General features: G+C 75.1%; 17 protein-coding genes and 1 riboswitch. Of the genes, 10 read left to right on the top strand and 7 right to left on the bottom strand.

Annotated elements, in window-relative coordinates:
* The first annotated feature begins 33 nt into the window (after window positions 1-33).
* Window positions 34-837: a helix-turn-helix domain-containing protein gene (locus ACZ501_RS25465; RefSeq protein ID WP_362464620.1), complete on the top strand. Its 804-nt coding sequence runs from the start codon at window positions 34-36 to the stop codon at window positions 835-837.
* Here the strand turns inward: ACZ501_RS25465 and ACZ501_RS25470 are convergent.
* Window positions 823-1,248, bottom strand: coding sequence for a hypothetical protein (locus tag ACZ501_RS25470; protein ID WP_362464623.1), 426 nt, complete (start codon window positions 1,246-1,248; stop codon window positions 823-825). The genes ACZ501_RS25465 and ACZ501_RS25470 overlap by 15 nt on opposite strands.
* Window positions 1,249-1,586: 338 nt before the next feature.
* Here ACZ501_RS25470 and ACZ501_RS25475 point away from each other — a divergent pair, with 338 nt between their 5' ends.
* The 3 genes from ACZ501_RS25475 to ACZ501_RS25485 all read left to right on the top strand — a co-directional run bounded on the left by ACZ501_RS25475 (window position 1,587) and on the right by ACZ501_RS25485 (window position 4,934).
* Entirely contained in the window at window positions 1,587-2,156 is a 570-nt protein-coding gene (locus ACZ501_RS25475; RefSeq protein WP_362464626.1) for a toxin-antitoxin system, toxin component, read from the top strand.
* Between the two features lie 133 nt (window positions 2,157-2,289).
* Entirely contained in the window at window positions 2,290-3,711 is a 1,422-nt protein-coding gene (locus tag ACZ501_RS25480; RefSeq protein WP_362464629.1) for an NAD(P)/FAD-dependent oxidoreductase, read from the top strand.
* Window positions 3,708-4,934 (top strand): MAB_1171c family putative transporter, encoded by a 1,227-nt coding sequence (locus ACZ501_RS25485; protein WP_468798331.1) that lies wholly within the window; start codon window positions 3,708-3,710, stop codon window positions 4,932-4,934. Before ACZ501_RS25480 ends, ACZ501_RS25485 begins: the two co-directional genes overlap by 4 nt.
* A gap of 27 nt (window positions 4,935-4,961) precedes the next feature.
* Here the strand turns inward: ACZ501_RS25485 and ACZ501_RS25490 are convergent, their stop codons facing one another.
* On the bottom strand, window positions 4,962-5,807 hold the full coding sequence (locus ACZ501_RS25490) for a bifunctional 5,10-methylenetetrahydrofolate dehydrogenase/5,10-methenyltetrahydrofolate cyclohydrolase (RefSeq protein WP_468798688.1): 846 nt from the start codon (window positions 5,805-5,807) through the stop codon (window positions 4,962-4,964).
* Between the two features lie 60 nt (window positions 5,808-5,867).
* A riboswitch (ZMP/ZTP riboswitch) is annotated at window positions 5,868-5,970 on the bottom strand.
* A 57-nt stretch (window positions 5,971-6,027) separates the two neighbouring features.
* Here ACZ501_RS25490 and ACZ501_RS25495 point away from each other — a divergent pair.
* A complete protein-coding gene (locus ACZ501_RS25495; protein WP_468798334.1) occupies window positions 6,028-6,792 on the top strand; it encodes a methyltransferase domain-containing protein in 765 nt (254 codons plus the stop codon).
* 210 nt (window positions 6,793-7,002) lie between these two features.
* The gene (locus ACZ501_RS25500) at window positions 7,003-8,589 is read left to right on the top strand and encodes an RNA polymerase sigma factor (protein WP_361611175.1); all 1,587 of its coding nucleotides are present in this window, start codon (window positions 7,003-7,005) and stop codon (window positions 8,587-8,589) included.
* Window positions 8,590-8,666: 77 nt separating this feature from the next.
* Here the strand turns inward: ACZ501_RS25500 and ACZ501_RS25505 are convergent, their stop codons facing one another.
* From ACZ501_RS25505 to ACZ501_RS25520, 4 genes are all read right to left on the bottom strand, one after another.
* Entirely contained in the window at window positions 8,667-9,107 is a 441-nt protein-coding gene (locus ACZ501_RS25505) for an SRPBCC family protein (RefSeq protein WP_361609825.1), read from the bottom strand.
* Between the two features lie 41 nt (window positions 9,108-9,148).
* Window positions 9,149-10,555, bottom strand: coding sequence for an amino acid permease (locus ACZ501_RS25510; protein ID WP_468798337.1), 1,407 nt, complete (start codon window positions 10,553-10,555; stop codon window positions 9,149-9,151).
* Between the two features lie 75 nt (window positions 10,556-10,630).
* Window positions 10,631-12,712 (bottom strand): alkaline phosphatase family protein, encoded by a 2,082-nt coding sequence (locus tag ACZ501_RS25515; RefSeq protein ID WP_468798691.1) that lies wholly within the window; start codon window positions 12,710-12,712, stop codon window positions 10,631-10,633.
* Window positions 12,713-12,929: 217 nt separating this feature from the next.
* Window positions 12,930-13,334 (bottom strand): hypothetical protein, encoded by a 405-nt coding sequence (locus tag ACZ501_RS25520; protein WP_361609819.1) that lies wholly within the window; start codon window positions 13,332-13,334, stop codon window positions 12,930-12,932.
* Window positions 13,335-13,442: 108 nt separating this feature from the next.
* On the opposite strand from ACZ501_RS25520, the gene ACZ501_RS25525 reads away from it, so the two are divergent.
* Genes ACZ501_RS25525 through ACZ501_RS25540 form a run of 4 tightly spaced genes read left to right on the top strand, consistent with a single transcriptional unit; the run spans window position 13,443 to window position 15,906 of the window.
* Window positions 13,443-14,219 carry an MBL fold metallo-hydrolase gene (locus tag ACZ501_RS25525; RefSeq protein WP_468798340.1) on the top strand — a complete coding sequence of 259 codons (777 nt, stop codon included), beginning with the start codon at window positions 13,443-13,445 and terminating at the stop codon, window positions 14,217-14,219.
* A complete protein-coding gene (locus ACZ501_RS25530) occupies window positions 14,216-14,860 on the top strand; it encodes a DedA family protein (RefSeq protein ID WP_468798343.1) in 645 nt (214 codons plus the stop codon). The genes ACZ501_RS25525 and ACZ501_RS25530 overlap by 4 nt, the downstream gene beginning before the upstream one ends.
* Complete coding sequence (locus tag ACZ501_RS25535) at window positions 14,857-15,192, top strand: MazG-like family protein (protein WP_468798346.1); 336 nt, start codon at window positions 14,857-14,859, stop codon at window positions 15,190-15,192. The genes ACZ501_RS25530 and ACZ501_RS25535 overlap by 4 nt, the downstream gene beginning before the upstream one ends.
* A gap of 60 nt (window positions 15,193-15,252) precedes the next feature.
* Window positions 15,253-15,906 (top strand): helix-turn-helix domain-containing protein, encoded by a 654-nt coding sequence (locus tag ACZ501_RS25540; RefSeq protein ID WP_468798349.1) that lies wholly within the window; start codon window positions 15,253-15,255, stop codon window positions 15,904-15,906.
* On the opposite strand, the gene ACZ501_RS25545 is transcribed toward ACZ501_RS25540, so the two are convergent.
* The gene (locus tag ACZ501_RS25545) at window positions 15,903-17,030 is read right to left on the bottom strand and encodes an MBL fold metallo-hydrolase (RefSeq protein WP_468798352.1); all 1,128 of its coding nucleotides are present in this window, start codon (window positions 17,028-17,030) and stop codon (window positions 15,903-15,905) included. The two genes, ACZ501_RS25540 and ACZ501_RS25545, sit on opposite strands and share 4 nt — an antisense overlap.
* Window positions 17,031-17,037 lie beyond the last annotated feature (7 nt).

Genomic DNA, 17,037 nt, shown 5'->3' on the forward strand with positions numbered 1-17,037 from the left:
TCGGGGCGGGGCCGCTCGGCTACCGTCGGGGCCATGACCACCAGGACCTCCACGACGCCCACGGTCGGCTCCCTGCTGCGGACCTGGCGGGAGCGGCGCGGGATCAGCCAGCTGGAGCTGGCGGGGCGCGCCGACTCCTCGTCCCGCCACATCAGCTTCATCGAGACCGGGCGGTCCCGGCCGAGCGAGGAGATGGTGCTGCGGCTCGCCGACCGGCTCGACGTGCCGGTGCGGGAGCGCAACGCGCTGCTGCTGGCGGCGGGTTACGCCCCGCACTACGCGCACACCCCGCTCGACGACCCGGCCATGGAGACGCTCCGCGAGGGCATCCAACGGCTGCTGACCGGCTACGAGCCCTACCCGGCGCTGGTCGTCGACGCCGTGTACGACGTCGTCGCCGCCAACCGGGGCATCGCGATGCTGCTGGACGGGCTGCCGGAGCACCTGCTGGCCCCGCCGCTGAACGCGATGCGGATCACCCTGCACCCCGAGGGCCTGGCCCCGAGGATCCGCAACCTCGCGGAGTGGCGCGGGCACCTGCTGGCGCAGATGGAGCGGCAGATCGCGCTGGCCCGCTCCGCGCCGCTGCGGGCGCTGTACGAGGAGGTGTCCGCCTATCCGGTGCCGGAGCGCCCCGGCGACGGCGAACCGGCGGAGCCGGTCCCGTACATCGCGCTCCCGCTGGTGATCGAGCACGAGGGCCAGGTGCTCTCCTTCGTGTCCTCGATCGCCACCTTCAACACGCCGATGGACGTGACCGTCGCGGAGCTGGCCGTCGAGACCCTGCTGCCGGCCGACCCGGCGACGGTGAAGTACCTGCGCTCACTGGGCCCCTGAGCCGGCCGCGCGCAGCGCCAGCTGCTGGGAGAGCGCGAAGGAGGCGACGGTGAGGGCCTGCGCCGGGATCCACACCGCGCCCGCCGCGGTCGGCTGGAACCAGGCGGCGAGCGAGACCAGGCTGAGGGCGGCCCAGACGTAGTTGGCCTCGACGACGAACCTCACCGGGAAGACCGGCGGACGCCGGCGTGAGGCAAGGAGGCCGACGCCGGCTCCGAAGGCCGTCAGGAACAGGCCGAGTGCGAGGAGGGTGGTCTGGCCGATGCCGAGCAGCCGGCCGAGCGGGGCGGAGAAGGCCGCGTACGCGAGGCCGTTGCCGGTGGTGACCACCGCGTCGAGGGCGAGGAAGCGGCGCAGCGCGGTCTGCGGGTCGGTGGTGCGGGCGATGCTGACGAGCAGGGTCGCGGACATGGCGGATCAGCCTCCAGGAGGGTCGTACGGGCTGGTGGGGCGGGTTCCGGAGCCGAGTGCGCGGCCCCGGAACCCGATGCCCCCACTGTGCCGCCCGGCCGGCGGCGCGGTCGATTACCTCCGGGGTCATGGCGGTGTCCGGGCCGGTCCGGGGCAGGCTTCGGTGGCGGGGAGTGCGGGGATGCGGTGGTTGGGGGCGGGGCCGGCGGCTAGGCTTCACCGCACCGAGCCACCGGCCCGAACGCCTTGTCGGCATACGGACATCGTCACGGTGCGAGCCGCCGCCGCCCGGCCCGACCCCGCCGCCGGGCCGTGACCACCGCCGAGGGGGAAGCGCCATGAGGACCACACGGACCATGCGGAAGCTCGGCGCCGAGCTGCTGGCGGACGCCCGGCTCACGCCCCCGGCCGGGGCCGCCGAGATCATCGGGGGCCTGTGCGCGGCCTTCGGGCGCCGCCGCGGCGGCCGGCGGGTGGACTTCCGCTTCGCCCCGTTCCCGCCGGAGACCGCCAGCGGGCTGTGGCTCCAGCTGGAAGACCGCGACCTGGTCGTCGTCGAGGCCCGTACCCGGCCCGAGCACCAGCTGGTCATCGCCGGCCACGAGCTGTGGCACGTCGCGGAGGGCTCCTGCGGCGGCCACGGCCCCGGCCCCGGCATGGCCGTGGCCGCACGGCTGACGGGGCCCCGCGGCGGCCTCGCCGACCTGCTGCGCCGGGACGGCGAACTGGAAGCGGTGGTCCGGTGGGCGGCCGCCCGGGCCGACCGCGAAGACCCGGCCGAGATCCGGGCCGAGACCTTCGGCCTGCACCTCGGCAAGATCCTCAAGGCCTTCCTGCCCCCACCCCGGCAGGAGTCCGTCCCGGAGGAGATCGAGCGGATCAAGTCCTCGCTCGGCTGGAGCCGTTGAGCGCGTCCCACCCGACGCCCGGCCGCCCCGCGACCCCTCCGCCCTTCCGACGCCTTCACCGCCGCCCGCACCCGACCGCGCCGCCGCCGCGCCGCCGCCCGGGTCCGCGCGGCCCGACAGAGAGCACCGCACGATGACCCAGCCCACCCCGCAGCGCCATGCCGTCGTCATCGGCGGCAGCATGGCAGGCCTGCTCGCGGCCGCCGTCCTCGCCGAGCACGCGACGGTCACGATCATCGACGCCGACGACCTGCCCGAAGGCCCCGAGCCCCGGCGCGGCCTGCCCCAGGCCCGCCACGTACACGTCATGTGGTCGGCCGGGGCGCGCGCCGTCGAGGAGATCCTGCCCGGCATCACCGGCGCGTGGACGGCGGCCGGCGCGCTGCGCCGCAGCCTGCCCACCGACCTGGTGTCGATGACCGCCCGGGGCTGGCTCCCCCGGGGCGGCGAGACGCAGTTCAACATCTCGTGCAGCCGCGACCTGCTCGACTCGGTGGTCCGCCGCCGGGTGACCGCGCTCCCCGGGGTCACGGTCCTCCAGCGGAGCCGGGTGCGCGCCCTGGAGGGCACCGCCGCCCGGATCACCGGCGTCCGCGCCGACACCCCGCAGGAGGAGGGCCGGCTGCTGCCGGCCGACCTCGTCGTCGACGCCGGCGGGCGCGGGTCCCGGGCCCGCGCCTGGCTGGAGGCGCTCGGCGTGCGCGGGCTGCGCCAGGCCGAGGTCGACTCCGGGCTGGTCTACGCCACCCGCATCTTCAAGGCTCCCGAAGGCGCCCACGAGATGGGGTTCCCCATCGTCAACGTCCAGTCCGACCCGCGGATGCCCGTACCGGGCCGCACCGCCACGATCGTCCCGATCGAGAACGGCCTGTGGCAGGCCACCCTGTCCGGCACCCGCGGCGGCCGGCCCACCGACGACCCCGAGGCCTTCGTCCCCTTCGCCAAGAGCGTCCGGGACCCGGTGGTCGGCCTGCTGCTGGAGGGCCGCGAGCCGGTCACCGACGTCGCCGTCACCCAGGGCACCGCGAACCGCCGGGTCCGCTTCGAGAAGGCGGACCTGCCCGACGGCTTCTTCGCCGTCGGCGACTCCGTCGCCACCTTCAACCCGCTCTACGGCCAGGGCATGACCGTCGCCGCCCAGGGGCTGCTCGCCGTACGCGCCCTGCTGCGCGCCGGAGGCCTGGCCCGGCCCGGCTTCGGCAACGCCGCGCAGCGCGCCCTCGCCCCGCAGGTGGCCGCCGCCTGGGAGCTGGCCACCTCGCAGGACATCCGCTACCCGGGCGCCACCGGCATGCGGCCGAAACCGGGCGCGGGGCTGCTCGACGCCTACGTCGGCCGGCTCGTCGCGGGGGCCGGCACCGAGGAGCGGCTCACGACCGCCTTCTTCGAGGTGGTCACGATGTCGAGCCCGCCCGCCGCCTGGTTCCGGCCGGAGGTGGCCTGGCGGGTGCTGCGCGCCTCCGGCAGGGGCGCGCTGAAGGCGGCGCCGCTGACGGCGGCCGAGCGGACCGTGGCGGGCCTCGACGGGGCCGGCGCGGCCGGCCGCTCCCGGTGAAGCAGGGCCTGCCGCTCTACCTGGCGGGATCCGTGATGGTGCTGGCCCTGCTGATCAAGGCCCCGGCGCTGCGCCGGGGCTGGGACCAGCCGCTGATGCGGGCCGTGTGCGCGCTGCTGGTGGTGGGCTGCCTGCTCACCTTCCTGGCGGCCCCGCCGTCCCTCGCGGCGGTCAACGAGCTCACCGGCGTCGTCAACTTCGCCGCCCCGCTGGTGTACGGCGTGCTGACCGCCTTCTCGGGCGCCTCGATCGTGCTGATCCTGCACTGGGCGGGCGGTCCGGCGGCGCAGCTGCGGCGGGCGACCTGGGTGACGGTGGGGGTGTTCGGCGCGGTCACCGTGCTGATCGTGGCGCTGTTCGTGATCGGCGACGCGCCGGTGGAGCGGCTGCGGGACCTGGACACGTACTACGCGAACACGCCGTGGCTGCGCGAGATGATCGTCTGCTACCTGCTGGCGCACACCGCGGGCAGCGCCGCGATGAGCCTGCTGTGCCTGAAGTGGATGCTGCGGGTCGATCCCGCGCTGCGGCCGCTGCGCACCGGGCTGGCGCTCCTCATGCTCGGCGGGGTGATGGACCTCGGCTACCTCGTCGCGAAGTGGCTGGCGGTCGGAGCGCGCTGGGCGGGCCACGACTGGGACGGCCTGTCCACCTACGTCGCCCCGCCGCTGGCCTCGGCAGCGGCGCTGCTGGTGGGCACCGGGTTCATCGTCCCGATGGTCGGCGGCTCGGCGGCCTGGCGGGACTTCAGCCAGTACCGGCGGCTGCGCCCGCTGTGGAAGGCGCTGCGCGGCTTCGCCCACCGCAGCGTGGCGACGGTCCCGCTGACCTGGTGGTCGCCGGTGGGGATCCGGCTGATCCACCGCGAGTCGGTGATCGACGACGGGCTGCTGGCGCTGGCGGGCTGGTTCGACCCGGCCGTCCGGTCGGCGGCGTACGGGGCCGCGCGCCGCCAGGGCCTGAGCGAGCGGGGCGCCGCCGTCGTGGCGGACGCGGCCATGCTCGCGGACGCCTGCCGGGTACGGGCCGCGGCGGAGGGGGCGGGCGCCCCCGCCGCGTTCCCCGCGGACCCCTCCCCGTGCCGTCCCGACGGGCATCCGCTGGCCGCGCTCGCCCGGGAGTTCCGCAGCTCCCCGATCGTGGCGGCGGCCCGCCGGGGGGTCCTGGCGGGCCGCCCCCGGGGAGCGTGCGTGCCGGGCCCCGCCGGCCGGGAGGGCCTGTGACGGCACGGCCTGGCGGCGGTCGCCCGCTCAGAGCTCCGCGAGGTCCAGTCCGGCCTGGGCCGCGGCGGCCTGCACGGTCTGCTCCAGCAGCACCGCGATGGTCATCGGGCCGACGCCGCCGGGCACCGGGGTGATCAGGGAGGCGCGGGCGGCGGCCGACTCGAAGTGGACGTCGCCGACGTTGCCCTCGTTGTAGCCGGCGTCCAGGACGACCGCGCCGGGCTTGATGTCCTCGCCGCGGATGAACTCGGCCTTGCCGACGGCGGCGACCAGCACGTCCGCCTGGCGCACGATCGAGGGCAGGTCCTGGGTGCGGGAGTGGCAGTAGGTGACGGTGGCGTTCTGCTCCAGCAGCAGCATCCCGGCGGGCTTGCCCAGGATCGCGCTGCGGCCGACCACGACGGCGTGCTTGCCGGTGAGGTCCACCTCGTACTCGGCGAGCAGGCGCATGATGCCGCCGGGGGTGCAGGAGACGAAGCCGGGCAGGCCGAAGCCCATGGCGGCGAAGGAGTGCATGGTCACACCGTCGACGTCCTTGCCCGGGGCGATGGCCTCGAAGGCGGCGCGCTCGTCGATGTGGTGCGGGACGGGGTGCTGGAGCAGGATGCCGCTGATCTCCGGGTCCTCCGAGAGGGCGGTGATGGCGGCGACGAGCTCCTCGGTGGTGGTCGCGGCCGGCAGCTCCACGTGGCGGGAGGTGATCCCGGCCTTGGCGCAGCGGTTCTGCTTCATCCGTACGTAGGTGACGGACGCGGGGTCCTCGCCGACGAGGACGGTGGCGAGGCAGGGCGCGGTGCCGGTGCGCTCGGTGATCTTCGCCGCGAGGGCGGCGGTCCGCTCCGAGACGCGGCGGGCGAGGGCGGTGCCGTCCATCAGCTGGGCGGTGGCGGTGGGGGCAGTCGTCACGGGGTCTCCTGAACGTCGCTGCGGATCGCGGTTCGCCCAGGCGCGCGGCAGACGACGTACGGACCGTACGGACGTACGCCGGGCCGCTCCCCGGTGGTGATCCACCCGAACGCCAGTCACGGCCCGGGGTCCACTGTAGTCGACATAACCGGTGGTCGACCGGGGCCCGGCCTGGGACGATCGGGACATGACACGCACTTTCGACCATCTCGTCGCGGAGGCGGAGTCCGTCTCCGTGGACGGCTGGGACTTCTCCTGGCTCGACGGCCGGGCCACCGAGCAGCGGCCCTCCTGGGGCTACCAGCGCCTGCTGGGCGAGCGCCTCGCCCGCGTCGGTTCCGTCCTGGACGTCCAGACCGGCGGGGGCGAGGTGCTCGCCGGGGCCGGCCCGCTGCCCGCCCTGACGGCCGCCACGGAGTCCTGGCCGCCGAACGTCCGGCGGGCGACCCGGCTGCTGCACCCGCTGGGCGCGGTCGTGGTCACGGACTCCGACGAGCCGCCGCTGCCCTTCGGCGACGAGGCCTTCGAGCTGGTGGCCAGCCGGCACCCGGTGACCATCTGGTGGGACGAGATCGCCCGGGTGCTGTCACCGGGCGGCACCTACCTGTCACAGCAGGTGGGTCCGGCCAGCGTCTTCGAGCTCGTCGAGTACTTCCTCGGCCCGCAGCCGCAGGAGGTCCGGCGCGCCCGGCACCCCGACGACGCGGTCGCCGACGCCGCCCGGGCCGGCCTGGAGGTCGTCGACCTGCGCTCCGAACGGCTGCGGACCGAGTTCCACGACATCAGAGCCGTGGTCTACTTCCTCCGGAAGGTGATCTGGATGGTGCCCGGCTTCACGGTCGGGCAGTACCGGGACCGGCTGCGGGAGCTCCACGAACGGATCGAACGCGAAGGTCCGTTCGTCGCGCACACCGCCCGCTTCCTCATCGAGGCCCGCAAGAAGGCCTGCTGAAGGGGCGGACGGATCCCAGCCGGATCGGTTGCGCGGCCACAGCGTGGCGCAGGTCACTCAATTCAGCGCGTAACGAATCGACTCGGGCATGCGATGAACCGACAGGTGTCCTCGCGCGGCCCCGGAATACAGACCCCCCTCGGTCTGTTTCCCGAGTCCGCGCGATGATGTCCCGCCCACTCCTTATCTGTTCGCAACGAGAGGCTCCTTGTGTCGCTCAGCCCGTCCCGTACGTTCCCTCCGGAGATCGCCGAATCCGAGGCCCTGGTCGCGCTCGTCGAGCGCGGCCGCGAGCAGGGTCACATCAACGGTGACGATGTCCGCCAGGCCTTCGAGGCCGGCCGCATCCCGGTGGACCAGTGGAAGCGGGTCCTGCGCAGCCTGAACCAGGTCCTGGACGAGGAGGGCGTCGCCCTCCACGTCAGCGCCGCCCCCGCCACCAAGGCTGCTGCCAAGAAGCCCCGCAAGGCAGCTGCCGCCCCGGCCCGCACCGTGACGAAGAAGGCGGTCGCCCCGCCGCGCCCCATCGGCGCGCGCAAGGCCTCGGCCACCGCCCCGGCGGCCGCCGCCGCGGCGATATCCGCTCCGTCGGCCGCCGCCGGGCAGGAGGTGACGGCCGAGGCCGCCGCCGAGCCCAAGAAGCGCGCGGTCAAGAAGACCGCCGCCAAGAAGGCCACAGCGGCCAAGAAGACCGCCACCTCGAAGAAGGCCGGCGCCAAGGACGCCGACGACGCCGAGACCCCGGTCGTCGAGGGCGAGGACTGGGCCGTCGAGGACCTCGCCGAGGAGGCCGAGGAGGAGGCGCCCAAGGCCGGCGGCGCCCAGGGCTTCGTGCTGTCCGACGACGACGAGGACGACGCCCCGGCCCAGACGGTCATGGTGGCCGGCGCCACCGCCGACCCCGTCAAGGACTACCTGAAGCTGATCGGCAAGGTGCCGCTCCTCAACGCCGAGCAGGAGGTCGAGCTCGCCAAGCGCATCGAGGCGGGCCTGTTCTCCGAGTACAAGCTCGAGGAGGAGGAGGACCACAAGCCCGCCTTCAAGCGCGAGCTGGAGATCCTCGTCGAGGACGGCCGCCGTGCCAAGAACCACCTGCTGGAGGCCAACCTCCGCCTCGTGGTCTCCCTGGCCAAGCGCTACACCGGCCGCGGCATGCTCTTCCTGGACCTGATCCAGGAGGGCAACGTCGGCCTGATCCGCGCGGTGGAGAAGTTCGACTACACCAAGGGCTTCAAGTTCTCCACGTACGCGACCTGGTGGATCCGGCAGGCGATCACGCGTGCCATGGCCGACCAGTCGCGCACCATCCGCATCCCCGTGCACATGGTCGAGATCATCAACAAGCTCGCCCGCGTGCAGCGCCAGATGCTCCAGGACCTGGGCCGCGAGCCCACCCCGGAGGAGCTGGGCAAGGAACTCGACATGACCCCGGAGAAGGTCATCGAGGTCCAGAAGTACGGCCGCGAGCCGATCTCCCTGCACACCCCGCTGGGTGAGGAGGGCGACAGCGAGTTCGGTGACCTCATCGAGGACTCCGAGGCGGTCGTCCCGGCCGACGCCGTGTCCTTCACCTTCCTCCAGGAGCAGCTGCAGTCGATCCTGGGCACGCTCTCCGAGCGTGAGGCGGGCGTGGTCTCCATGCGCTACGGCCTCAACGACGGCCAGCCGAAGACCCTGGACGAGATCGGCCGCGTGTACGGGGTCACCCGTGAGCGCATCCGCCAGATCGAGTCCAAGACCATGTCGAAGCTGCGCCACCCGTCGCGTTCGCAGGTGCTGCGCGACTACCTGGACTGATCCCGCCCGGTACCGCGAGACCCGCGGGCCCGCGCCGTACGGTGCGGGCCCGCGGGTCTCGCGGTATCCCGGGGCCCTCAGTGTTCGAGCAGGTGCTTGAGCTTCTCCTCGCTGCGGGGCATCTCCTTGCGGACCAGGGACTTGACCACGAGGGGCACGAGGCCCCTGCCCAGGCCGTGGCCCTCGAAGTCGACGGAGAGCGTGACGCGCGAGCGGGTCCCGTCGTCCAGGGGCTCGATCCGGCCCCGTACGTCCGGGCGGACCGGCCCGTCGACGCCGTGCAGGTGCCAGCTCCGCGGCGGGTCGACCTCGGTGTACTCCACGGTGGCCGGGACCCTGCGCCTGCCGATCCGGCGGGTGACGAGGACCCGCGAGCCGGCATGGACCGGCAGGTCGCCCAGGGGCAGGGCGGACAGGGCGCTGTCCTGCCACTCCGGCAGGTGCCGGGGGTCCGTCACGTAGGCGAAGACGTCCTCGGGCCTGCGGTCGATGTCGATGCTCTTGCTGATCGCGGACATGGCGACCCCCAGCGCCCCCCTGGCCGGCCTTTCCCTCCAAACTACTCCGCGGGCGGTACGGCCGCGCGGCGCTTGCGGGCGGCCATCACGGCGTACACCGGGACGCCCGCGAAGAGGAACAGCACGCCCTGGTAGACGGCCGCGTAGCCCGATCCGGCGACCAGCCACATCGAGAACGCGAAGGCCAGCCCGGCGATGACGGCGTCGCGCACCAGCCGCCCGCGCCGCACCCGCTCCGGCCGGCCCGAGGCCAGGAAGTACAGCTGCGCGGCCGTGGACAGCAGGTAGGGCACGGTCGCGGTGAAGGTGGTGACCAGGACCAGGACCTCGAAGACTCCCGCCGAGCCCGCGCCGGGGCCGGGAGCCGCGGCGTTGTAGACGGTCAGGCAGGAGGCCAGGACGGCCGTGACGAGGACGCCGACCACCGGGACCCCGCGTTCCTTCCTCTCGAAGGCCTTGGGGAAGAGCCCGTCCTTGGCGGCCGCGTACGGGATCTGCGCGCTGAGCAGGGTCCAGCCGTTGAGGGCGCCGGCCATGGAGACCACGGCCGCGCCGGCGACGAGGGTGCCGCCCCAGGTGCCGCCGAAGACGGCGTTGACGGCGTCCGTGAAGGGTGCCTGGGAGGAGACCAGCTTCTCGTGGGCGACCAGGCCGAAGACGGACAGGGTGCCGAGCAGGTACACGGTGGCGGCGCCGACGGTGCCGAGTACGGTGGCCCGGCCGACGTTGCGGGCGGGGTCGCGGACCTCGCCCGCGCTGACGGCCGCGGACTCGACGCCGAGGTAGCTGAAGAGCAGGATCGCGGCGGACGCGGAGACCGCGCCGACCGGGCTCTGGCCGGTGGCCTGGAACGGGCCGAGGTTCGCGGGGTCGAAGAAGAACAGGCCGCCCACGGCGACGAGCAGCAGGGGGACCAGCTTCAGGACGGTCGCGACCAGCTGGACCGCGCCCACGTACCGGGTGCCGGCCAGGTTGGCGAGGGCGGGCAGCCACTGCACGGCCAGGGCGGCCAGGCACATGGACCACCGGTGCTCGCCGACGGCCGGGAAGAGCACCGCGAGGTAGCCCACCGAGGCCACGGCGAGGGCGGCGTTCGAGACCCAGGCGGTGATCCAGTAGCTGTACGCGGCGAGGAAGCCGGCGAAGTCGCCGAAGGCGGCGCGCACGTACACGTAGGGCCCGCCGGTCTGCGGGTGGCGTTCGGCGAGCCGGCCGAAGACGAGGGCGAGGGCGATCGCGCCGAGGGTCAGGACGGCGAAGGCGAGGAGGCTGATGGTGCCGAAGGGGGCCACGGAGGCGGGGAGCAGGAAGATCCCGCCGCCGATGATGTTCCCCATGACCAGGCAGACGGCGACCGGAAGGCTGAAGCGGCGGGCGTGCCGGTCCCCCTGGCGGGGGGCCTGCGGGGCTGCGGTGGCCTCGGCGGGCGGGGCTGCGGTGCTGGTCATCGGTGGTGCGCCTCGGAATGTCTCACATGGTGGGCAGGTCGACCCATGGTTGACCACCGCGGAGAGCGCGCCAAATCACCGTGTTTCGTCCGGCGCCGGGACCTCTGCGGAAGGAAGGATTCCATCCGTTTCGGCCCTGGGCCGGTGATCCTCCCGCAGGGTGTGGGCGGGGCGGGCGCCACCGGCCGCCGGGGGCTGCCCGGCGGGTTCCGCCGCACGCTGCCCGGCCAGCGGGACCTGCGGGCCGTCCGCCTCGCGCAGCCAGCGGCGCAGCACCGCGTGCACGGCTTCGGCGCCCACCGGCTCCGGTCCCGGCTCCGACAGCTCTGTCGGCCACATCAGGAAGGGGCGGGTCTGCTCCCCGCCCAGGCCGCCGTGCGAGCCGATCTGCTCCTCGAAGGCGTGCACCGCGCCGGTCGCCGGGTCGTACGCCGAGTTGACCATGACGTCGGCCACGTGCGGGAAGGAGTCCGCCCGGCGGACCGCCCGCGCCGCGCCCGGCCCGAAGGCGGCCAGCAGCTCCTCCGCCTCCCCCGGCACGTCCAGCCGCGCGACCGCCCCGCCGGGGCCCAGCACCTCCCCGTCGACCAGCAGGAAGCCCACCCCCGGGTGGTTGGCCAGGGTGGGCAGCAGGGCGGGGTGCGCCCGCTCGATCCGCTCCCGGGACGCCCGCCCCGGGAGGTCAGGGAAGGAGATCAGCCCGAGGTTGCCCGAGGCCAGCACCACCGGGTCGGGGCCCGGCCCCGGGCGGGCCTCCTCCCCCTCCTCCTCCACGGGCCGGTGCAGGGCGGCCAGTACCGCCGCGCGGGCCTCGGCGCCGCTGCGGGTGCGGCCGGCCCGACGGGAGACGGGCAGCCCGCAGCCCGCCCGGACCAGGTCCTCCAGGCCGAGGCCGTACCGGCCGAGGAAGGTCTCCCCGGGACTCTGGCCGTGGTCCGACAGCAGCACGAAGCGGTACTCCCGGGGGGCGTGCTCGGCGACCCGGGCGATCAGCGCGAGGCTCCGGTCGAGCCGGGCCAGCACCCGGTCGGTGTCCCGGCCGTGCGGGCCCGAGTGGTGCGCGACCTCGTCGTAGGCGACCAGGTCGGCGTAGACGGCGGCGCGGCCCGCGAGCACGTCCCCGATCACCGCGGCGACCACCACGTCCCGCTCGACCACCGTCGCGAAGGCCCTGATCAGCGGGTACAGACCGCCGCGCCCCACCCGGGGGTGCTCCGCCCGCAGCCGCGAGCGCAGCGACTGGCCGATCTCCCGGCACACCTCGGCGACGAAGGACAGCGCGGTGCGCACCGCGTTGGCCGGGTCGGAGAAGTACGCGAAGTACCCCGCCCGGGAGCGGTTGGCGCGGCCCCGCCGGGCCGAGACGGACAGCACCAGCGCCAGCTGGTCGGCGCCCCCGCTGAACAGGTTGCCCCGGCTGGCGCCGTCCAGGGTGAGCAGGCCGCCGTCCCGGGTCCGCTCGACGGCCCGGCGCTGGAGTTCGGCGGCGCTGGTGGGCCGGTTGCAGACCATCACCTCGCCGGTGTCCTTCTCGTACCAGCGGAAGGCCGGGACGTCGAAGTTGGAGCCGTGCAGGATGGCGAGCTGGCTGGCGCCCGTCTGGCTGGACCAGTCCGTGTGCCAGGGCGTCATGCGGTGGCTGCGTTCCAGCCAGGCGGCCGCCGTCGGCATCAGCCCGTCGGCCGCCGCCCGGCGCAGCACCTCGTACCCGACGCCGTCGAGCTGGAGGAAGACCAGCCCGGGGCTGCCGCCCGGGGGCGCCCCGAAGCGGCGGCGGCGCCGGTCGGCGAGCCGGTACAGCCGGCGCCGGTACGCCTCGTCGTCGCGCACCGCGAGCGCGGTGGAGGTGGCCGAGGCCACCGCGGACATCACGGCGGCGACGACCACCGCCGTCTCGGGTGCGGCCGCAGCGCCCCGCCCGTCGGGGATCAGGCTCAGGGCCATCAGCAGCAGCGAGCCGTTGAGGAAGAAGACGAGCAGCCCGAGGACCAGCGCGGGCACCAGCAGCAGGGCCCGGACCAGGACCGGCCACACCAGCGCGCTCAGCAGGCCGAAGGCGCCGGCGCCCCAGGCCGCGGTCAGCCCGGTGCGGGTGACGCTGTCACCGTCGGCGGACTGCAGGCGGAAGTCGGGCAGGATCCCGGCCAGCACGAGCATGGTCAGCGTGGACACCGCCCAGACGAGCACGACCCGTACCAGGGCCCCGCCCGCGGCCCGCCAGCCCCACCGCCGTCGCCACACGCCGCACCCGCCTCGCTCCCCGGTCCGCGCTTCCGGCCCGCGGTCCCCTCCGCCAGCGTCGCACAGGGCGGCGGAAGCGGCCGGTCGGCACGGGTGGCGCACGGGAGTACGGGGCGCGGCGGCCGGGTGCCGGTCAGGTGCCGTCGTAGCCGGCGGTCGGCATGGACAGCCTGCGGTGCACCTCGGCCTTCATGGCGGAGGTGTACGCCGGTTCGTCGAGCCCGGCGGTCTCCAGCCGTACGCCGCGCCGCTCGCACTCGGCGGTGAACTCCTCGACGGAGCGCAGCGCCCGGGCCAGGACGCGATGGTTCGGCGCGACGAACAGGTCGACCTGCCCGGCGTCCACGTCGCGCCACAGCCCGCAGTGGTCGGCCCGCAGCCCGTAGAAGAGCAGGTGCCGGGTGACCACGTAGCCCTGCCCGGCGGCCCAGCGCGCGCACATGGCGTGCTGGCTGCGGGTGTCCACGGCGAAGGGGTCGGCGTCGAGTTCCTCGAGCGGGGCCAGGCTGGCGATCGCGGCCACGCGCAGCGCATCCATGGCGCCCGACCCTACTCCGATCCGGGCCCGGGGAGGAGGGGGCCGTCGGGTTCCGGTCCGACCCGGACGCGGGGTTACGCCCCGGCGGGCGGGGGGAAGGGGTGCGGGATGGAGGTCGAGATCACCTGGTGGGGCCATGCCACGTGCACGGTGCGGGACTCGGGGGTGCGGGTGCTGACCGATCCGCTGTTCGCCCGGCGGCTGGCGCATCTGCGGCGGCGGCGCGGGGCGGTGCCCCCGCCGGAGGCGGCGGAGGCGGAGGTCGTGCTGGTCTCGCACCTGCACGCGGACCACCTGCACCTGCCGTCGCTGGCCGTGCTGGCGCCGGGCACCCGGCTGGTGGTGCCGCGCGGCGCGCGCCGGGCGGTGCCGGCGCTGGCGCGGCTCGCGCGGGCGCGGGGGCTGGCCGTGACGGAGGTGGTCCCCGGCGAGGAGGTGCGCGTCCGGGAGGGCGTACGGGTCCGGGCGGTGAGCGCGCGACACGACGGGCGGCGGCTGCCGTTCGGGCCGCAGCGGGCACCGGCGCTGGGGTACGTGGTCGAGGGCGCGGCGCGGACGTACTTCGCCGGGGACACCGGGCTGTTCGACGCGATGGCCGAGGAGGTCGGTCCGGTGGACGTGGCGCTGCTGCCGGTCGGGGGCTGGGGGCCGTACCTGGGGCCGGGGCACCTGGACGCGGAGCGTGCGGCTCGGGCCCTGGCGGAGCTGGCGCCGGCGGCGGCGGTGCCGGTGCACTACGGGACGTACTGGCCGATCGGCATGGACGCGGTGCGGCCGCACGAGTTCCACGCGCCGGGCGGGGAGTTCGCCCGGCGGGCGGGGCTGCTCGCGCCGAAGGTGGCGGTACGGGTCCCCGCGCACGGGGAGCGGGTGCGGCTGCCGTGACGCCGTGGCGGGAGGCGGTGGAGGTGGTGGTGGGCCGGGTGCCGCCGGAGACCACCCAGCAGGCGGTCGGCTACCCGGCGTTGTTCGTGCTGGTGGCGCTGGGGGCGCTGGTGCCGGTGATCCCGACGGGGGCGCTGGTGAGTTCGGCGGCGGTGGTGGCCTTCCACCACCGGTCCTTGCCGTTCGGGGTGGTGCTGGTGATCGGGGTGGCCGCGCTGGCCGCGTTCGCCGGTGACGTCGCGCTGTACTGGCTGGGCTCGCGCGGGGTGCGTTCGCGGGGCGGCTCGCGCTGGCTGGAGTCCCTGCGGGGGCGGGCCGCGCCGGAGCGGCTGGAGCGGGCGCGGGTGCGGCTGGAGGAGCACGGGGTGCTGGTGCTGGTGCTCTCCCGGCTGGTCCCGGCGGGCCGGATCCCGGTGATGCTGGCCTGCCTGCTGGGCGGGCTGCCGCTGCGCCGGTTCGCCCGGGGGGACGGCCCGGCCTGCCTGGTCTGGGCGGCGACGTACGGGCTGATCGGGATCCTGGGCGGCTCGCTCTTCTCGGAGCCGTGGAAGGGCGTGGTGCTGGCGGTGGGCCTGGCGCTGCTGATCAGCGCGGCCCCCGGGGTGTGGCGCCGGGTGCGGCCGGGCAGGGTCCGGCCGTGAACTCCGCTTCCTGGGAAACCGTCCGCGCCCTCGCCGCCCACTTCGACGCGTCCGCCGCCGAGCGCGGGGTGCGCCCTCCGCAGAGCCATGTCATCCAAGTGCTGAAGATCGGCGAGGAGTTCGGCGAGGCCGCCCAGGCGGTGATCGGCGCCTCGGGCAGCAACCCGCGCAAGGGCCGGTCGCACAGCTGGGACGACGTGCACGACGAGGTGTGCGACGTCATCATCACCGGCATGGTGACGCTCGCCCGGATGCGGCCGGACGCGGCGGACTACTTCGCGCGGCAACTGGCGCTGAAGTCCGCCCGCTTCCTGCCGGAGCAGGGCCCCTGAACCTGCCCCGTCGCGGCAACTGCTGTTGCCGTTTCCGGGACGGTGCGGTGGAATGCCCGCATGGATGCCCGCCTGGACGATGCCGACGACGCCCGCGTGGACGTCTGCCCGGACGAACCGGCGCCGCACCGCGCCGTGCTTGACGAGGTCGGCCCCCGGCTCCGGCGGCTGCGGGACCGGCGCGGCCTCACCCTGGCCGCGCTCTCCGAGGAGACCGGGATCTCCAAGAGCACCCTGTCCCGGCTCGAGTCGGGGCGGCGGCGGCCGAGCCTGGAACTGCTGCTGCCGCTCGCCCGCGCCTACCGGGTGGCCCTGGACGACCTGGTCGGAGCGCCGCCGGTGGGTGATCCGCGCGTGCGGATGACGCCCCGCGCGATGCCGCACGGCGGGACGTCGGTGGCGCTGACGCAGGGCCTCGGCCCGCTCCAGGCGTACAAGATGGTCATCCCGGACCGGGGCGCCGAGCCGGACCTGCGCACGCACGAGGGCTACGAGTGGCTGTACGTGCTGACCGGCCGGCTGCGGCTCGTACTGGCCGAGCACGACCTGGTGCTGGGCCCCGGCGAGGCCGCCGAGTGGGACACCCGGACCCCGCACTGGTTCGGCAGCGCCGACGGACGGCCCGTGGAGATCCTCAGCCTCTTCGGGAAGCAGGGCGAGCGCATGCACGTGGTCGCCAGACCGAGGGCCCGCCGGCCCGGCGACACGGTCTAGGGCTCCTCGGGGCCGAGGGTGCGGGAGGCGCCGATGGGCAGGTCCCAGAGGTCCTCGCGGGGCAGGCCGGCGCGCGCCCAGGCGGCGCGGGCGCGGTGCAGGGGCTCCATGACCGGCTCCGCGGACAGGACGAAGGTGGCCCAGTGCATCGGGGCCATCCTGCGCGCCCCGAGGTCCAGGCAGGCCTGCACCGCCTCCTCCGGGTCGGCGTGCACGTCGCGCAGCCACCAGCGCGGGGCGTAGGCGCCGATCGGCAGGAGCGCGAGGTCGATGCCGGGGTGGCGGCGGCCGATCTCGCCGAACCAGTGGCCGTAGCCGGTGTCCCCCGCGAAGTAGACCTTCCGGTCCTGGGCCGTGTCGGTGAGCACCCAGCCGCCCCACAGGGTGCGGCAGGTGTCCAGCAGGGAGCGCTTGGACCAGTGGTGCGCCGGCACGAACTCGAAGCGCACGCCGTCCAGTTCGGCGTATTCCCACCAGTCGAGCTCGGTCACCCGGGTGAAGCCCCGGCGGCGGCACCAGCGGGCGAGCCCGGCGGGGACGAAGAGGGCGGTGTCGCGCGGGAGCCGCTTGAGGGTGGGGGCGTCGAGGTGGTCGTAGTGGTTGTGGCTGAGCACCACCGCGTCCACGGGCGGCAGTTCCTCCCACCGCACCCCGACGGGGGTCACCCGGGCCGGCGTGCCGAGGATCCGCCGCGACCAGACGGGGTCCGTGAGCACCGTCAGGCCGCCGGTGCGCAGCACCCAGCTGGCGTGTCCGGCCCAGGTGACGGACACGGCGCCGGGGAGCGCGGGCGGCAGCGGCGCGGGCTCGTACGGCAGGTCGGGGATGCCGCTCAGCCCTTCCGGGCCGGGCCGGAAGGCGCCCTCGCGGGCCAGCCGGGCGAAGGCGCGGACACCGGGCAGCGGGGTGGTCAGCCGGTCCGCGAACGTCCGCGGCCACAGCCGGTGTTCGCCGAGCGGGCGGGCGGCGGCGGGGGCGGCGGGGGGAGGGCCGGACGGGGAGCCGGCGGGTGTGCCGGGGGCCTGCGGGGGCCGGGCCGGGTGGTCCGGCAGCGCGAAGGCGGCGTCCCCGGGGCCGGTGGCCGGCGGGGCGGTCGTCACGGGGGCGTCCGGCTGGTCCCTCATCGAGAAG

The organism is Streptomyces sp. NPDC034085 (assembly GCF_055575555.1).

Excerpts from the sequence above, each read along its gene's own strand:
- ACZ501_RS25465 (WP_362464620.1), top strand. The coding sequence starts at position 34 with ATGACCACCAGGACCTCCACGACGCCCACGGTCGGCTCCCTGCTGCGG.
- ACZ501_RS25470 (WP_362464623.1), bottom strand. The coding sequence starts at position 1,248 with ATGTCCGCGACCCTGCTCGTCAGCATCGCCCGCACCACCGACCCGCAG.
- ACZ501_RS25475 (WP_362464626.1), top strand. The coding sequence starts at position 1,587 with ATGAGGACCACACGGACCATGCGGAAGCTCGGCGCCGAGCTGCTGGCG.
- ACZ501_RS25480 (WP_362464629.1), top strand. The coding sequence starts at position 2,290 with ATGACCCAGCCCACCCCGCAGCGCCATGCCGTCGTCATCGGCGGCAGC.
- ACZ501_RS25490 (WP_468798688.1), bottom strand. The coding sequence starts at position 5,807 with ATGGACGGCACCGCCCTCGCCCGCCGCGTCTCGGAGCGGACCGCCGCC.
- ACZ501_RS25495 (WP_468798334.1), top strand. The coding sequence starts at position 6,028 with ATGACACGCACTTTCGACCATCTCGTCGCGGAGGCGGAGTCCGTCTCC.
- ACZ501_RS25505 (WP_361609825.1), bottom strand. The coding sequence starts at position 9,107 with ATGTCCGCGATCAGCAAGAGCATCGACATCGACCGCAGGCCCGAGGAC.
- ACZ501_RS25510 (WP_468798337.1), bottom strand. The coding sequence starts at position 10,555 with ATGACCAGCACCGCAGCCCCGCCCGCCGAGGCCACCGCAGCCCCGCAG.
- ACZ501_RS25515 (WP_468798691.1), bottom strand. The coding sequence starts at position 12,712 with ATGCTCGTGCTGGCCGGGATCCTGCCCGACTTCCGCCTGCAGTCCGCC.
- ACZ501_RS25520 (WP_361609819.1), bottom strand. The coding sequence starts at position 13,334 with ATGGATGCGCTGCGCGTGGCCGCGATCGCCAGCCTGGCCCCGCTCGAG.
- ACZ501_RS25525 (WP_468798340.1), top strand. The coding sequence starts at position 13,443 with ATGGAGGTCGAGATCACCTGGTGGGGCCATGCCACGTGCACGGTGCGG.
- ACZ501_RS25540 (WP_468798349.1), top strand. The coding sequence starts at position 15,253 with ATGGATGCCCGCCTGGACGATGCCGACGACGCCCGCGTGGACGTCTGC.
- ACZ501_RS25545 (WP_468798352.1), bottom strand. The coding sequence starts at position 17,030 with ATGAGGGACCAGCCGGACGCCCCCGTGACGACCGCCCCGCCGGCCACC.